Source organism: Ensifer meliloti (genome assembly GCF_030064585.1).
Taxonomy (GTDB): domain Bacteria; phylum Pseudomonadota; class Alphaproteobacteria; order Rhizobiales; family Rhizobiaceae; genus Sinorhizobium; species Sinorhizobium meliloti.
The window spans coordinates 99,242-114,550 of the sequence record NZ_CP120365.1; the positions used below are offsets into that span (position 1 = coordinate 99,242).

General features: G+C 60.2%; 17 protein-coding genes. 16 read left to right on the top strand and 1 reads right to left on the bottom strand.

The features are described from left to right. The first annotated feature begins 22 nt into the window (after positions 1-22). Positions 23-4,228, top strand: a complete 4,206-nt coding sequence (gene rpoC / locus PZL22_RS07520; protein WP_003536196.1) for a DNA-directed RNA polymerase subunit beta' — start codon at positions 23-25, stop codon at positions 4,226-4,228. Between the two features lie 342 nt (positions 4,229-4,570). Here rpoC and PZL22_RS07525 read toward each other — a convergent pair whose 3' ends face one another. Continuing rightward, complete coding sequence (locus PZL22_RS07525; protein ID WP_003536197.1) at positions 4,571-4,867, bottom strand: hypothetical protein; 297 nt, start codon at positions 4,865-4,867, stop codon at positions 4,571-4,573. A 685-nt stretch (positions 4,868-5,552) separates the two neighbouring features. Here PZL22_RS07525 and rpsL point away from each other — a divergent pair. The 15 genes from rpsL to rpsQ all read left to right on the top strand — a co-directional run bounded on the left by rpsL (position 5,553) and on the right by rpsQ (position 15,205). Next, complete coding sequence (gene rpsL / locus PZL22_RS07530; RefSeq protein WP_003507760.1) at positions 5,553-5,924, top strand: 30S ribosomal protein S12; 372 nt, start codon at positions 5,553-5,555, stop codon at positions 5,922-5,924. 57 nt (positions 5,925-5,981) lie between these two features. After that, complete coding sequence (gene rpsG / locus PZL22_RS07535) at positions 5,982-6,452, top strand: 30S ribosomal protein S7 (RefSeq protein ID WP_003536198.1); 471 nt, start codon at positions 5,982-5,984, stop codon at positions 6,450-6,452. A 29-nt stretch (positions 6,453-6,481) separates the two neighbouring features. Next, a complete protein-coding gene (gene fusA, locus PZL22_RS07540) occupies positions 6,482-8,581 on the top strand; it encodes an elongation factor G (protein ID WP_003536200.1) in 2,100 nt (699 codons plus the stop codon). A gap of 71 nt (positions 8,582-8,652) precedes the next feature. Continuing rightward, positions 8,653-9,828, top strand: coding sequence for an elongation factor Tu (gene tuf / locus PZL22_RS07545; protein ID WP_010969189.1), 1,176 nt, complete (start codon positions 8,653-8,655; stop codon positions 9,826-9,828). Positions 9,829-9,970: 142 nt separating this feature from the next. Continuing rightward, positions 9,971-10,279 carry a 30S ribosomal protein S10 gene (gene rpsJ, locus PZL22_RS07550; protein WP_003507767.1) on the top strand — a complete coding sequence of 103 codons (309 nt, stop codon included), beginning with the start codon at positions 9,971-9,973 and terminating at the stop codon, positions 10,277-10,279. A 122-nt stretch (positions 10,280-10,401) separates the two neighbouring features. Further along, on the top strand, positions 10,402-11,088 hold the full coding sequence (rplC, locus tag PZL22_RS07555) for a 50S ribosomal protein L3 (RefSeq protein ID WP_010969195.1): 687 nt from the start codon (positions 10,402-10,404) through the stop codon (positions 11,086-11,088). Positions 11,089-11,100: 12 nt separating this feature from the next. Continuing rightward, the gene (gene rplD, locus PZL22_RS07560; protein ID WP_003536623.1) at positions 11,101-11,721 is read left to right on the top strand and encodes a 50S ribosomal protein L4; all 621 of its coding nucleotides are present in this window, start codon (positions 11,101-11,103) and stop codon (positions 11,719-11,721) included. After that, a complete protein-coding gene (locus tag PZL22_RS07565; protein WP_003536621.1) occupies positions 11,718-12,011 on the top strand; it encodes a 50S ribosomal protein L23 in 294 nt (97 codons plus the stop codon). The genes rplD and PZL22_RS07565 overlap by 4 nt, the downstream gene beginning before the upstream one ends. Positions 12,012-12,054: 43 nt before the next feature. Next, positions 12,055-12,891 carry a 50S ribosomal protein L2 gene (gene rplB / locus PZL22_RS07570; protein WP_003536619.1) on the top strand — a complete coding sequence of 279 codons (837 nt, stop codon included), beginning with the start codon at positions 12,055-12,057 and terminating at the stop codon, positions 12,889-12,891. 15 nt (positions 12,892-12,906) lie between these two features. Continuing rightward, entirely contained in the window at positions 12,907-13,185 is a 279-nt protein-coding gene (gene rpsS, locus PZL22_RS07575) for a 30S ribosomal protein S19 (RefSeq protein ID WP_002964358.1), read from the top strand. A gap of 2 nt (positions 13,186-13,187) precedes the next feature. Continuing rightward, positions 13,188-13,577: a 50S ribosomal protein L22 gene (rplV, locus tag PZL22_RS07580; RefSeq protein ID WP_003536535.1), complete on the top strand. Its 390-nt coding sequence runs from the start codon at positions 13,188-13,190 to the stop codon at positions 13,575-13,577. Next, entirely contained in the window at positions 13,577-14,290 is a 714-nt protein-coding gene (gene rpsC, locus PZL22_RS07585; protein WP_003536533.1) for a 30S ribosomal protein S3, read from the top strand. Before rplV ends, rpsC begins: the two co-directional genes overlap by 1 nt. Positions 14,291-14,328: 38 nt before the next feature. Further along, on the top strand, positions 14,329-14,742 hold the full coding sequence (rplP, locus tag PZL22_RS07590; protein ID WP_003536531.1) for a 50S ribosomal protein L16: 414 nt from the start codon (positions 14,329-14,331) through the stop codon (positions 14,740-14,742). A gap of 12 nt (positions 14,743-14,754) precedes the next feature. Continuing rightward, positions 14,755-14,955, top strand: coding sequence for a 50S ribosomal protein L29 (gene rpmC, locus PZL22_RS07595; RefSeq protein WP_003536529.1), 201 nt, complete (start codon positions 14,755-14,757; stop codon positions 14,953-14,955). A gap of 13 nt (positions 14,956-14,968) precedes the next feature. Then, positions 14,969-15,205, top strand: a complete 237-nt coding sequence (rpsQ, locus tag PZL22_RS07600; protein ID WP_003536527.1) for a 30S ribosomal protein S17 — start codon at positions 14,969-14,971, stop codon at positions 15,203-15,205. Positions 15,206-15,309: the final 104 nt, after the last annotated feature.

Here is a 15,309-nt window from a genome sequence, read left to right on the forward strand (position 1 = left end):
AATGCCCGCAAAGGAGACAGGCATGAACCAAGAGGTCATGAATCTTTTCAATCCGCAGGTGCCTGCACAGACCTTCGATTCCATCCGGATTTCGATAGCGTCCCCGGAGAAGATTCTTTCCTGGTCTTACGGTGAGATCAAGAAGCCGGAGACGATTAACTACCGTACCTTCAAGCCGGAACGCGACGGTCTTTTCTGCGCCCGCATCTTTGGTCCGATCAAGGACTACGAGTGCCTGTGCGGCAAGTACAAGCGCATGAAGTACAAGGGCATCATCTGCGAAAAGTGCGGCGTCGAAGTCACGCTGTCGCGCGTTCGCCGCGAGCGCATGGGCCATATCGAGCTCGCCGCGCCCGTTGCTCACATCTGGTTCCTGAAGTCGCTGCCGAGCCGCATCGCAACGCTGCTCGACATGACGCTCAAGGATATCGAGCGCGTCCTCTACTTCGAGAACTACATCGTCACCGAGCCGGGTCTGACGTCGCTCAAGGAAAACCAGCTCCTGAGCGAAGAAGAATACATGATCGCGGTCGACGAGTTCGGTGAGGACCAGTTCACCGCGATGATCGGCGCCGAAGCGATCTACGAGATGCTCGCATCGATGAATCTCGAGAAGATCGCGGGCGATCTGCGTTCGGAGATGGCCGAGACGACGTCCGATCTGAAGCAGAAGAAGCTGATGAAGCGGCTGAAGATCGTCGAGAACTTCATGGAATCCGGCAATCGTCCGGAATGGATGATCATGAAGGTCGTTCCGGTGATCCCGCCGGACCTGCGTCCGCTCGTGCCGCTTGACGGCGGCCGTTTCGCAACGTCGGACCTCAACGATCTCTACCGCCGCGTCATCAACCGCAACAACCGCCTGAAGCGGCTGATCGAACTGCGTGCGCCCGGCATCATCATCCGCAACGAAAAGCGGATGCTGCAGGAATCCGTGGACGCGCTGTTCGACAACGGCCGCCGCGGCCGCGTCATCACGGGTGCGAACAAGCGTCCGCTGAAGTCGCTCTCCGACATGCTCAAGGGCAAGCAGGGCCGCTTCCGTCAGAACCTGCTCGGCAAGCGCGTCGACTATTCCGGCCGTTCGGTCATCGTGACCGGTCCGGAACTCAAGCTGCACCAGTGCGGTCTGCCGAAGAAGATGGCGCTCGAGCTCTTCAAGCCGTTCATCTACGCCCGCCTCGACGCCAAGGGTTACTCCTCGACCGTCAAGCAGGCGAAGAAGCTGGTCGAGAAGGAAAAGCCGGAAGTCTGGGATATCCTCGACGAGGTCATCCGCGAGCACCCGGTTCTTCTGAACCGCGCGCCGACCCTGCACCGCCTGGGCATCCAGGCCTTCGAGCCGATCCTGGTCGAAGGCAAGGCGATCCAGCTGCACCCGCTCGTCTGCACGGCCTTCAACGCCGACTTCGACGGCGACCAGATGGCCGTTCACGTGCCGCTGTCCCTCGAAGCACAGCTCGAAGCACGCGTGCTGATGATGTCGACGAACAACATCCTGCATCCGGCAAACGGTGCCCCGATCATCGTGCCGTCGCAGGACATGGTTCTCGGCCTGTACTATCTCTCGATCATGAACCAGAACGAGCCGGGCGAAGGCATGGCCTTCTCCGACATGGGCGAATTGCACCATGCGCTGGAGACCAAGGCCGTCACCCTGCACGCCAAGATCCGTGGCCGTTACAAGACCGTCGATGCCGAGGGCAACCCGGTTTCGAAGATCTATGAAACGACGCCTGGCCGCATGATCATCGGCGAACTCCTGCCGAAGAACCCGAACGTCCCCTTCGAAACCTGCAACCAGGAAATGACCAAGAAGAACATCTCCAAGATGATCGACACGGTCTATCGCCATTGCGGTCAGAAGGACACGGTCATCTTCTGCGACCGGATCATGCAGCTCGGCTTCTCGCATGCCTGCCGCGCCGGCATTTCGTTCGGCAAGGACGACATGGTGATTCCGGACACGAAGGTGAAGATCGTCGGCGACACCGAAGCGCTCGTGAAGGAATACGAGCAGCAGTACAATGACGGCCTCATCACCCAGGGCGAAAAGTACAACAAGGTCGTCGACGCCTGGGGCAAGGCGACCGAGAAGGTCGCCGAAGAGATGATGGCGCGCATCAAGGCCGTCGAGTTCGACGACAGCGGCCGCCAGAAGCCGATGAACTCGATCTACATGATGTCGCACTCGGGCGCCCGCGGTTCGCCGAACCAGATGCGTCAGCTTGGCGGCATGCGCGGCCTCATGGCAAAGCCTTCGGGCGAGATCATCGAAACGCCGATCATCTCGAACTTCAAGGAAGGCCTAACCGTGAACGAGTACTTCAACTCGACGCACGGTGCCCGTAAGGGTCTCGCCGACACCGCCTTGAAGACTGCGAACTCCGGTTACCTGACCCGTCGTCTCGTCGATGTGGCGCAGGACTGCATCGTCACGCATACGGATTGCGGCACCGACAAGGGCCTCACCATGACTGCGATCGTCGATGCCGGTCAGGTCGTGGCCTCGATCGGCCAGCGTATCCTCGGCCGTACGGCGCTCGACAACATCGACAACCCGGTCACCGGAGAGCGTATCGTCGATGCCGGCAAGATGATTCTCGAGCCGGACGTCGTCGCGATCGAGAAGGCCGGTATCCAGTCCGTCCGGATTCGCTCGGCTCTGACCTGCGAGATCCAGACCGGCGTCTGCGGCGTTTGCTACGGCCGTGACCTCGCTCGCGGTACGCCTGTCAACATGGGCGAAGCCGTCGGCGTCATCGCGGCTCAGTCGATCGGCGAGCCGGGCACGCAGCTGACCATGCGTACGTTCCACCTTGGTGGTACGGCAACCGTGGTCGACCAGTCGTTCCTGGAAGCCTCTTATGAGGGCACGGTTCAGATCAAGAACCGCAACATGCTGCGCAACTCCGATGGCGTACTCGTCGCCATGGGCCGCAACATGGCGATCCAGATCCTCGACGAACGCGGTGTCGAGCGCTCCTCGCAGCGCGTTGCCTACGGTTCGAAGATCTTCGTCGACGATGGCGACAAGGTGAAGCGCGGACAGCGTTTCGCCGAGTGGGACCCCTACACCCGTCCGATGATGACGGAAGTGGAAGGTACCGTTCACTTTGAAGACGTGGTCGACGGCATCTCGGTTCTGGAATCGACCGACGAGTCGACCGGCATCACCAAGCGCCAGGTCATCGACTGGCGTTCGACGCCACGCGGTACCGACCTGAAGCCGGCGATCGTCATCAAGGACAAGAACGGCAACATCGCCAAGCTTGCCCGCGGCGGCGAAGCCCGCTTCATGCTCTCGGTCGACGCGATCCTTTCCGTCGAGCCGGGACAGAAGGTCAGCCAGGGCGACGTTCTTGCCCGTTCGCCGCTCGAAAGCGCCAAGACCAAGGACATCACCGGTGGTCTGCCGCGCGTTGCCGAACTGTTCGAGGCACGTCGTCCGAAGGATCACGCCATCATCGCTGAGATCGATGGCACGATCCGTTTCGGCCGCGATTACAAGAACAAGCGTCGCGTGATGATCGAGCCGGCGGAAGACGGTGTCGAGCCGGTCGAATACCTGATCCCGAAGGGCAAGCCCTTCCATCTTCAGGATGGCGACTACATCGAGAAGGGCGACTACATCCTCGACGGCAATCCGGCGCCGCATGACATCCTGGCGATCAAGGGCGTGGAAGCACTTGCTTCCTATCTCGTGAACGAGATCCAGGAAGTCTACCGACTGCAGGGCGTTGTCATCAACGACAAGCACATCGAGGTGATCGTCCGGCAGATGCTCCAGAAGGTCGAAATCACCGACGCCGGTGACTCGACGTATATCGTCGGCGACAACGTCGATCGCATCGAGCTCGAGGACGTCAACGACTCTCTGCTTGCCGAAGGCAAGAAGCCCGCCTTTGGCGAGCCGGTGCTGCTCGGCATCACCAAGGCATCGCTGCAGACCCCGTCCTTCATCTCGGCCGCTTCGTTCCAGGAGACCACCAAGGTCCTCACCGAAGCTGCGGTCGCAGGCAAGACGGACAATCTGCAGGGCCTGAAGGAGAACGTCATTGTCGGTCGTCTCATCCCGGCCGGTACGGGCGGCACGATGACACAGATCCGCCGCATCGCTACGGCCCGCGACGAGTTGATCCTTGAAGAGCGACGCAAGGGCACCGGTGCGGAAAGCGCCACGCCGATGCTCGCCGACATGGCGAACGATCCCGCCGCGGCGGAATAAGCGGAAAGGGGAGGGTATCTGCCCTCCCTGGTGAAACAATAAAGCCGCCTGGAGCGATCCGGGCGGCTTTTTCAGGTCGATGTGTTTGGCGTCGATGCGCTACAGCGCCGCGCGTCTTATCAGACGCGCAAAGGTCGCTGTAACACTTTGATCTGCCGCATGTTTTTGTCCTTTGATCGGATAGGATTAAAGGAAACATGCAGTAGAGCGGGATGAGGAAAAGTGTGTGCGGTTTTCCGCCCGCATCCCGCTAACTTCTTAGTCGTTCACGTTCATGTTTTTAGGTCGACCCGACCTAAAAACCATCGTGATCCAAGGCGGCACCAGACGCCGCCGGATCGCTCAACCGAAGCGAATGATGGCGACTTCGCCCTCGAGTGCGCCCTGATAGGCGGAAGCGTGCGGCTCCTCTTCCGGTATGCCGTCCAAGGTGCCGATCTGGTCGAGATCGGCTTCAAGGAAGCCCTCCTCGGCCAGTGCATTCAGCGCTTCGCGCACGGCCGTATCGTCATCCGGCGCCCGCAGCATCACATGGATGTCGACGCCCTCGGCATCGCCGTCGGTCTCGTAGGCTTTGCCGATAACGATGAAGATCAGCGGTTCGTCGGGTGCGTTGTCGTTATCCGGTGTGACAGACATGGAAACATCCTCTTTGAAGAATAGTAGCGGGCGATCGCGTTCATTTTAGGTCGAAAGAGGCCGAAACCGTCGCGATCGATTCTCAAGCGTTGAGACGCGGGATGCGGGGAAACCGGATACACTTTGCCTTCATCCTGCTCTACTGCATATTGCGCCAGATCGAAACCCGTTCCAGAATCAGCCAGATCGCTTGAACATTTTCGGTCATCGGCACGGCGCGACTCGCGGTCGTGGAAAACGACAGAAAGAGGTTGCTGATTCCTTAAGTGCGAAGGAATATGCGGCGGCACGAACCGGCGTCGGGCCAGCCCGCGGGCATAGCGAGCGCGCAAAGCCTTGTTTCTCGGGCATATCAGGGCTGCAACGCCCAGATTATTTCCTAATTGCCCTTGACGGATCGCCCCGAAATCAGTACACCCCGCCGCATCAGAGCCCATGTGAGGCTGGCTGGTTCGGAACGACGCGTTCTGGAGTTCGCCTCAAACAAGGTTCAAAACGTACGCTGACGACATAATGCTGCACGCAAGACGCGCGAGATAGTGCGTCCTCTGCTTTTTGTGGGGCCATCTGCGGAAAAGCGGATCGGCCCTCGTTTTGCGCATTTCACAGGCGTTCGTTGTTGCCGGCGACGGCAAGCGATCCGCCCGAAAGGGTAACGAGACAAGTTTTTGTAAGGGATGGTTAGATGCCTACCGTAAACCAGCTGATCCGCAAGCCACGTCAGGCACAGGTAAAGCGCAACAAGGTTCCTGCACTGCAGGAGAACCCGCAGAAGCGCGGCGTTTGCACCCGCGTCTACACGACGACCCCGAAGAAGCCGAACTCGGCTCTGCGTAAGGTTGCCAAGATCCGCCTGACGAACGGCTTCGAAGTGATCGGCTACATTCCGGGTGAAGGTCACAACCTTCAGGAGCACTCCGTGGTCATGATCCGCGGCGGCCGCGTGAAGGACCTTCCGGGTGTTCGTTACCACATCATCCGCGGCGTTCTCGATACGCAGGGTGTGAAGAACCGTAAGCAGCGCCGCTCCAAGTACGGCGCGAAGCGTCCGAAATAACATCGCAACCGGCGCCATTTCGCTGGTCATAAGATTTAAAGTTGAGAGACGAGAAGTATGTCCCGACGTCACAGAGCAGAAAAGCGTGAGATCAACCCGGATCCGAAGTTCGGTGATCTGGTTGTCACGAAGTTCATGAACGCAATCATGCTGCACGGCAAGAAGTCCGTTGCGGAAAGCATCGTCTACGGTGCATTCGATGCGGTCCAGTCGAAGCTGAAGCAGGAGCCGGTCGCCGTGTTCCATTCCGCGCTCGACAACATCGCTCCGCATGTCGAAGTGCGTTCGCGCCGCGTCGGTGGTGCTACCTACCAGGTTCCGGTCGACGTTCGTCCGGAGCGCCGTCAGGCTCTCGCTATCCGCTGGCTGATCGCAGCTGCCCGTAAGCGCAATGAAACGACCATGGTCGATCGCCTGTGCGGCGAACTCATGGACGCAGCGAACAACCGCGGCAGCGCAGTGAAGAAGCGCGAAGACACCCACAAGATGGCTGATGCCAACCGTGCGTTCTCGCACTACCGCTGGTAATCAGAACAGGTTCCGAAAGGCAGTCTCTCATGGCTCGCGAATATAAAATCGAAGACTACCGAAACTTCGGTATCATGGCGCACATCGACGCCGGCAAGACGACGACGACCGAGCGTATCCTCTACTACACCGGCAAGTCCCACAAGATCGGCGAAGTCCATGACGGCGCCGCGACCATGGACTGGATGGAGCAGGAGCAGGAGCGCGGCATCACGATCACGTCTGCTGCGACGACGACCTTCTGGAAGGGCCGCGACGGCAAGACGCGCCGCTTCAACATCATCGACACTCCCGGCCACGTCGACTTCACCATCGAAGTCGAGCGTTCGCTGCGCGTTCTCGACGGTGCGATCGCGCTTCTCGACGCCAATGCCGGTGTCGAGCCGCAGACGGAAACCGTCTGGCGCCAGGCCGAGAAGTATCATGTTCCGCGCATGATCTTCTGCAACAAGATGGACAAGACCGGTGCGGACTTCTACCGCTCGGTCGAGATGATCAAGACGCGCCTCGGCGCGACGGCCGTCGTCATGCAGCTGCCGATCGGCGCTGAAAGCGACTTCAAGGGTGTTATCGACCTGATCGAGATGAATGCTCTCGTATGGCGCGACGAATCGCTCGGCGCCCAGTGGGATGTCGTCGAAATCCCGGCCGACATGAAGGAAAAGGCGGAAGAATACCGCGAGAAGCTGATCGAGACGGTTGTCGAGATCGACGAAGCGGCAATGGAAGCCTACCTGGAAGGTACCTACCCGGATAACGACAAGATCCGTGAACTGGTCCGCCGCGGTACGATCGACGTCAAGTTCCACCCCATGTTCTGCGGCACCGCCTTCAAGAACAAGGGCGTTCAGCCTCTGCTCGACGCCGTCGTCGATTACCTGCCGTCGCCGATCGACATTCCGGCGATCAAGGGCATCGACGTCAAGACCGAAGGCGAGATCACCCGTAAGGCCGACGACAACGAGCCGCTTTCGATGCTCGCGTTCAAGATCATGAACGACCCCTTCGTCGGTTCGCTGACCTTCGCACGCATCTATTCCGGCAAGCTCGAAAAGGGCACGTCGGTGATGAACACGGTCAAGGAAAAGCGCGAGCGCGTCGGCCGCATGCTGCAGATGCACTCCAACTCGCGTGAAGACATCGAAGAAGCCTTCGCTGGCGACATCGTTGCTCTGGCCGGCCTCAAGGAAACCACCACTGGCGATACGCTTTGCGATCCGCTGAAGCCGGTTATCCTCGAGCGCATGGAATTCCCGGAGCCGGTCATCCAGATCGCGATCGAGCCGAAGACCAAGGGCGACCAGGAAAAGATGGGCCTCGCGCTCAACCGCCTGGCTGCCGAGGATCCGTCCTTCCGCGTCAAGACCGACGAGGAGTCCGGCCAGACGATCATCGCCGGCATGGGCGAACTTCACCTGGACATCATCGTCGACCGCATGCGTCGCGAGTTCAAGGTCGAAGCTTCGGTCGGTGCTCCGCAGGTTGCCTACCGCGAGACCATTACGCGCAAGCACGAGGAAGATTACACGCACAAGAAGCAGTCCGGTGGTACCGGCCAGTTCGCGCGCGTCAAGATCGTCTTCGAACCGAACCCGGAAGGCGAAGACTTCGCATTCGAATCGAAGATTGTCGGTGGTGCTGTTCCGAAGGAATATATCCCCGGCGTTCAGAAGGGTATCGAAAGCGTCCTGTCCTCGGGTCCGCTCGCGGGCTTCCCGATGCTCGGCGTCAAGGCGACGCTGATCGACGGTGCATTCCACGACGTCGACTCGTCGGTCCTGGCCTTCGAAATCGCTTCCCGTGCATGCTTCCGTGAAGCCGCGAAGAAGGCTGGAGCTCAGCTCCTCGAGCCGATCATGAAGGTCGAGGTCGTGACGCCGGAAGATTACGTCGGTGACGTTATCGGTGACCTGAACTCTCGCCGTGGCCAGATCCAGGGTCAGGAAGCGCGCGGCGTCGCCGTTGTGATCAATGCCCACGTGCCGCTCGCGAACATGTTCAAGTACGTGGACAACCTGCGCTCGATGTCGCAGGGCCGCGCTCAGTACACGATGCTGTTCGATCACTACGCGCCGGTTCCGTCGAACGTCGCGCAGGAAATCCAGGCGAAGTATTCCGGTCAGAAGTGACCGGAATAGCCTCGCGCTGAAACAGAATGAAAAGATTTCCCCTCTAGGGGACAGGAAACGGAGAGCCGGAAATGGCAAAGAGCAAATTTGAGCGCAATAAGCCGCACGTCAACATTGGCACGATTGGCCACGTTGACCATGGCAAGACGTCGCTGACGGCAGCGATCACGAAGTATTTCGGCGAGTTCAAGGCGTATGACCAGATCGACGCTGCGCCGGAAGAAAAGGCCCGCGGCATCACCATTTCGACGGCGCACGTCGAATACGAGACGCCGAACCGTCACTATGCGCATGTCGACTGCCCCGGCCACGCCGACTACGTCAAGAACATGATCACCGGTGCGGCGCAGATGGACGGCGCGATCCTGGTTGTTTCGGCCGCTGACGGCCCGATGCCGCAGACGCGCGAACACATCCTGCTGGCCCGCCAGGTCGGCGTTCCGGCGATCGTCGTGTTCCTGAACAAGGTCGACCAGGTCGACGACGCGGAACTGCTCGAGCTCGTCGAGCTGGAAGTGCGCGAACTGCTGTCGTCCTACGAATTCCCGGGCGACGACATTCCGATCGTCAAGGGTTCGGCTCTGGCCGCGCTTGAAGATTCGGACAAGAAGATCGGCGAAGACGCGATCCGCGAGCTGATGGCTGCGGTCGACGCCTACATCCCGACGCCTGAGCGTCCGATCGACCAGCCGTTCCTGATGCCGATCGAAGACGTGTTCTCGATCTCGGGCCGCGGTACGGTCGTGACCGGTCGCGTCGAGCGCGGCATCGTCAAGGTCGGTGAGGAAATCGAGATCGTCGGCATCCGTCCGACGACGAAGACGACCTGCACGGGCGTTGAAATGTTCCGCAAGCTGCTCGACCAGGGCCAGGCCGGCGACAACATCGGCGCGCTGCTTCGCGGTGTCGACCGCAACGGCGTCGAGCGCGGTCAGATTCTGTGCAAGCCGGGTTCGGTCAAGCCGCACCGCAAGTTCAAGGCTGAAGCCTACATCCTGACGAAGGAAGAGGGTGGCCGTCACACGCCGTTCTTCACCAACTACCGTCCGCAGTTCTACTTCCGCACGACGGACGTGACCGGCATCGTGACGCTTCCGGAAGGCACGGAAATGGTCATGCCGGGCGACAACGTCACGGTTGACGTCGAGCTGATCGTGCCGATCGCGATGGAAGAAAAGCTGCGCTTCGCTATCCGCGAAGGCGGCCGCACCGTCGGCGCAGGCATCGTCGCCTCCATCGTCGAGTAACAAGAAAACGGCTTGAGCCGTTTCGGCAGGGACATGGTCCGCCATGTCCCTGCGATTTTTGAAAAGAAGCGGCTAAGCGAAACGAATACTTCAAGTGTGTGCTTCGTGAGCACACCGGAAAACACGAGCAAGGACAAGTCGAATGAACGGCCAGAATATCCGCATCCGCCTCAAGGCGTTTGATCACCGGATCCTCGATGCCTCCACGCGCGAAATCGTGTCGACGGCCAAGCGCACCGGTGCGAGTGTGCGCGGGCCCGTGCCGCTTCCGACCCGGATTGAGAAATTCACGGTCAACCGGTCGCCCCACGTCGACAAGAAGAGCCGCGAACAGTTCGAGATGCGCACGCACAAGCGCCTTCTCGATATCGTTGATCCGACCCCGCAGACGGTGGACGCGCTGATGAAGCTCGATCTGGCCGCCGGCGTAGACGTCGAGATCAAGCTGTAAGACCCGGCGCAAGCCGAAATAACAAGGAAGGTACGTGGAGTTTCTCCAACGGCTTCCAGGAACAGGAAACCGGAAGGTGTGTGAAGCACCGGACGGGAACCCTAAACAAGAGGCGTGAACCGATGCGTTCAGGTGTGATTGCACAGAAGGTGGGAATGACCCGCGTCTACAACGACGCCGGCGAGCATATCCCGGTAACAGTATTGCGGCTGGAGAACTGCCAGGTAGTTTCCCACCGCACCGAAGAGAAGAACGGTTATACCGCAGTTCAGCTGGGTGCCGGCCGTTCGAAGGTCAAGAATACGCCGAAGGCCATGCGCGGCCATTTTGCCGCTGCCAGCGTTGAGCCGAAGGCAAAGCTGGTCGAGTTCCGCGTGAGCGCCGACAACCTGATCGACATTGGCGCCGAGCTTACGGCGGGCCATTTCGTCGCCGGGCAGCTCGTGGACGTTACCGGCACCACCATCGGTAAGGGTTTTGCCGGCGCGATCAAGCGCCACAACTTCGGCGGCCTGCGTGCAACGCACGGCGTGTCCGTATCGCACCGTTCGCATGGTTCGACAGGTTCCAACCAGGACCCGGGCCGCGTCTGGAAGGGCAAGCGCATGGCTGGTCACATGGGCCAGACGCGCGTCACCACGCAGAACCTCGAAGTCGTATCGACCGATGAAGACCGCGGTCTGATCCTGGTCAAGGGTGCAGTTCCCGGCTCCAAGGGTTCCTGGATCGTCGTCCGTGACGCCATCAAGTCGGGTACTCCGGAAGGCGCACCGCGCCCTGCCGCAGTGCGCGCCGCAGAATCGAAGTAAGGGAGCCGAATAATGGATCTCACCGTCAAAACCCTCGAGGGCAAGGACGCGGGAAAGGTTTCCCTTTCCGACGCCATTTTCGGTCTCGAGCCTCGTGAAGACATCATTGCCCGCGTCGTTCGCTGGCAGCTCGCAAAGCGCCAGCAGGGTACGCACAAGTCCAAGGGCCGTGCGGAAGTCTCCCGCACCGGCGCCAAGATGTACAAGCAGAAGGGTACGGGCCGCGCCCGCCACCATTCGGCTCGTGCTCCGCAGTTCCGCGGTGGCGGCAAGGCTCACGGTCCGGTGGTCCGCAGCCATGCGCACGATCTTCCGAAGAAGATCCGCGCGCTGGGCCTGCGCCATGCGCTGTCGGCCAAGCTGAAGGCCGAGGACATCATCGTCATCGACGATCTCGTAGCCAACGAAGCAAAGACGAAGGCGCTCGCCGGTGCATTCGCCTCGCTCGGCCTCACCAACGCCCTGATCATCGGCGGAGCCGAGATCGAAGGCAACTTCAAGCTCGCCGCCCAGAACATCCCGAATGTGGACGTTCTGCCGGTTCAGGGCATCAACGTTTACGACATTCTGCGCCGTGGCAAGCTCGTGCTTTCCAAGGCTGCTGTGGAAGCTCTGGAGGAGCGGTTCAAATGACGGATCTTCGCCACTACGACGTGATCGTGTCTCCCTCGATCACCGAAAAGTCGACGCTGGTCTCCGAACAGAACCAGGTCGTCTTCAATGTCGCCAAGGGTGCTTCGAAGCCTGAGATCAAGGCTGCCGTCGAAGCGCTGTTCGGGGTGAAGGTTACGGCCGTGAACACGCTCGTCCGCAAGGGCAAGCTGAAGCGCTTCCGCGGCTTCGCCGGAAAGCAGAAGGACGTGAAGAAGGCGATCGTAACGCTCGCCGACGGTCAGTCCATCGACGTTTCCACCGGTCTCTAACGGATAGGCCCATTAGGGTAAAAACCCAAAAGGGAACAAGAAAATGGCATTGAAAAGTTTCAATCCGACGACGCCGAGCCAGCGTCAACTGGTCATCGTCAGCCGGGCTGGCCTCTACAAGGGCAAGCCGGTCAAGACGCTGACCGAAGGCCTGTCCTCCAAGGGCGGTCGCAACAACCTGGGTCGCATCACCGTTCGTTTCCAGGGCGGTGGTCACAAGCGGACCTACCGTCTGGTCGACTTCAAGCGTCGCAAGTTCGACGTCGAAGGCACGGTCGAGCGTCTGGAATATGACCCGAACCGCACGGCGTTCATCGCGCTCGTCAACTACGCGGACGGCGAGCAGGCCTATATCCTGGCGCCGCAGCGCCTGGCTGTCGGCGACAAGGTGATTGCCTCGGAAAAGGCCGTCGACGTCAAGCCCGGCAATGCGATGCCGCTGCAGTTCATTCCGGTCGGCTCCATCATCCACAATGTGGAGATGAAGCCGGGCAAGGGCGGTCAGATCGCCCGCTCCGCCGGAACTTACGCTCAGCTCGTCGGCCGTGACCAGGGCATGGCGATCCTGCGCCTGAACTCGGGCGAGCAGCGTCTGGTGCACGGCTCTTGCCTCGCATCGATCGGTGCTGTATCGAACCCCGATCACGGCAACATCAATGATGGTAAGGCCGGCCGTTCGCGTTGGCGCGGAAAGCGTCCGCACGTACGCGGCGTCGTCATGAACCCGGTTGACCATCCGCACGGCGGCGGTGAAGGCCGCACCTCCGGTGGTCGCCATCCGGTCACGCCATGGGGCAAGCCCACAAAGGGCAAGCGCACGCGCTCCAACAAGTCGACCGACAAGTTCATTATGCGCTCGCGTCACCAGCGCAAGAAGTAAGAGAGGAAGTCTCAAGTGGCTCGTTCAGTATGGAAAGGTCCGTTTGTTGACGGTTATCTTCTCAAGAAGGCTGAGAAGGTCCGCGAAGGCGGCCGCAACGAAGTGATCAAGATGTGGAGCCGTCGCTCCACGATCCTTCCGCAGTTCGTCGGTCTGACCTTCGGCGTCTACAACGGCAACAAGCATGTTCCCGTCTCGGTGTCCGAAGAAATGGTCGGTCACAAGTTCGGTGAATTCGCTCCGACCCGGACCTATTATGGTCATGGCGCGGACAAGAAAGCGAAGAGGAAGTAACGATGGGCAAGGCAAAAGCCGAACGCCGGCTGAAGGATAATGAGGCGCAGGCAGTTGCGCGCACGATCCGCGTCAGCCCCCAGAAGCTCAACCTCGTTGCCGCGCTGATCCGCGGCAAGAAGGTCGACCGGGCTCTGGCCGAACTCGAGTTCTCGCGCAAGCGCATCGCAGGCACGGTCAAGAAGACGCTTGAATCTGCGATCGCCAACGCAGAGAACAACCATGATCTCGACGTTGATTCGCTCATCGTCGCAGAAGCTTTTGTTGGCAAGTCGATCGTGATGAAGCGCTTCCACGCCCGTGGTCGCGGCCGTGCATCGCGCGTCGAAAAGCCGTTCGCGCACTTGACGATCGTTGTTCGTGAAGTGGAAGCCAAAGGGGAGGCCGCATAATGGGCCAGAAGATTAATCCGATCGGTTTCCGTCTCGGCATCAACCGGACCTGGGATAGCCGTTGGTTCGCGGATAACGCGGAATACGGCCAGCTTCTTCACGAAGACCTGAAGATCCGCGCCTATCTGATGGAAGAGCTGAAGTCGGCCGGTATCGCCAAGGTCGTGATCGAGCGTCCGCACAAGAAGTGCCGCGTGACGATCCACTCGGCTCGCCCGGGCCTGATCATCGGCAAGAAGGGCGCCGACATCGAAAAGCTTCGCAAGAAGCTTTCCGAGATGACCAATTCGGAAACGCACCTCAACATCGTCGAAGTGCGGAAGCCGGAAGTCGACGCAACGCTCGTTGCGCAGTCGATCGCTCAGCAGCTCGAGCGCCGCGTAGCGTTTCGTCGTGCGATGAAGCGTGCCGTTCAGTCGGCGATGCGGCTCGGCGCCGAAGGCATCAAGATCACTTGCGCCGGCCGTCTCGGCGGTGCGGAAATCGCCCGTACCGAATGGTATCGTGAAGGCCGCGTTCCGCTGCATACGCTGCGCGCCGACATCGACTACGGTACGGCCGAAGCCGAAACCGCTTTCGGAATCTGCGGTGTCAAGGTCTGGATCTTCAAGGGCGAAATCCTTGAGCACGATCCGATGGCTTCCGAGCGTCGCGCGACCGAGAGTGACAACCAGGGCGGTAGCGGCAGAGAGCGTCGCCGCGAGAACGCGTAACATTCGCGCGTGGCAGCCAATATCGGAGAAGTAAAAAAATGTTGCAGCCAAAGCGTACGAAGTATCGCAAGCAGTTCAAGGGGCGCATCAAGGGCGTCGCGAAGGGCGGCTCTGACCTCGCCTTCGGCGAATTCGGTCTGAAGGCCCAGGAGCCCAACCGCGTCAATGCTCGCGAGATCGAAGCGGCCCGCCGTGCGATCACCCGTCATATGAAGCGCGCCGGCCGCGTCTGGATCCGGGTATTCCCCGACGTTCCGGTCACGGCAAAGCCGACCGAAGTCCGCATGGGTAAGGGCAAGGGTTCGGTCGAATACTGGGCATGCAAGGTCAAGCCCGGCCGCATGATGTTCGAGATCGACGGTGTCAACGAGGAGCTCGCCCGCGAGGCACTTCGCCTCGGCGCTGCCAAGCTCTCTGTCAAGACGCGCTTCGTGCAGCGTATCGCAGAGTAAGGAGTGAAGCTCATGAAAGCCGCAGATGTTCGCGCTCTGAGCGCCGACCAACTCAAGGAAGAGCTTGCCAAGCTGAAGAAGGAGCAGTTCAACCTGCGCTTCCAGAAGGCGACTGGCCAGCTCGAGAAGTCTTCGCGTATCAACGAGGTCCGCAAGGACATCGCACGCATCAAAACCATTGCCCGCCAGAAGGCGGCAGAAGCCAAGGCCTAAGGACCAGAACAATATGCCGAAACGCATTCTGCAGGGCACCGTCGTCAGCGACAAGAACGACAAGACCGTCGTCGTCCGGGTCGAGCGCCGCTTTGCGCACCCGATCCTTCAGAAGACCGTTCGTCGTTCCAAGAAGTACAAGGCTCACGACGAGAACAATCAGTTCAAGGTCGGCGACCTCGTTTCCATCGAGGAATGCGCGCCGATTTCCAAGGACAAGCGCTGGACGGTCGTTTCCGCCCAGTCTTGATTTCTGCAGGTTTTGTCCGCCGGACCCTTGCGTCTCGGGCAAATATCTGTATGAAGCACGCAATTAAAGCCGAGGAACGCTCGAGTTCGAGCGTTCTTTTGCTT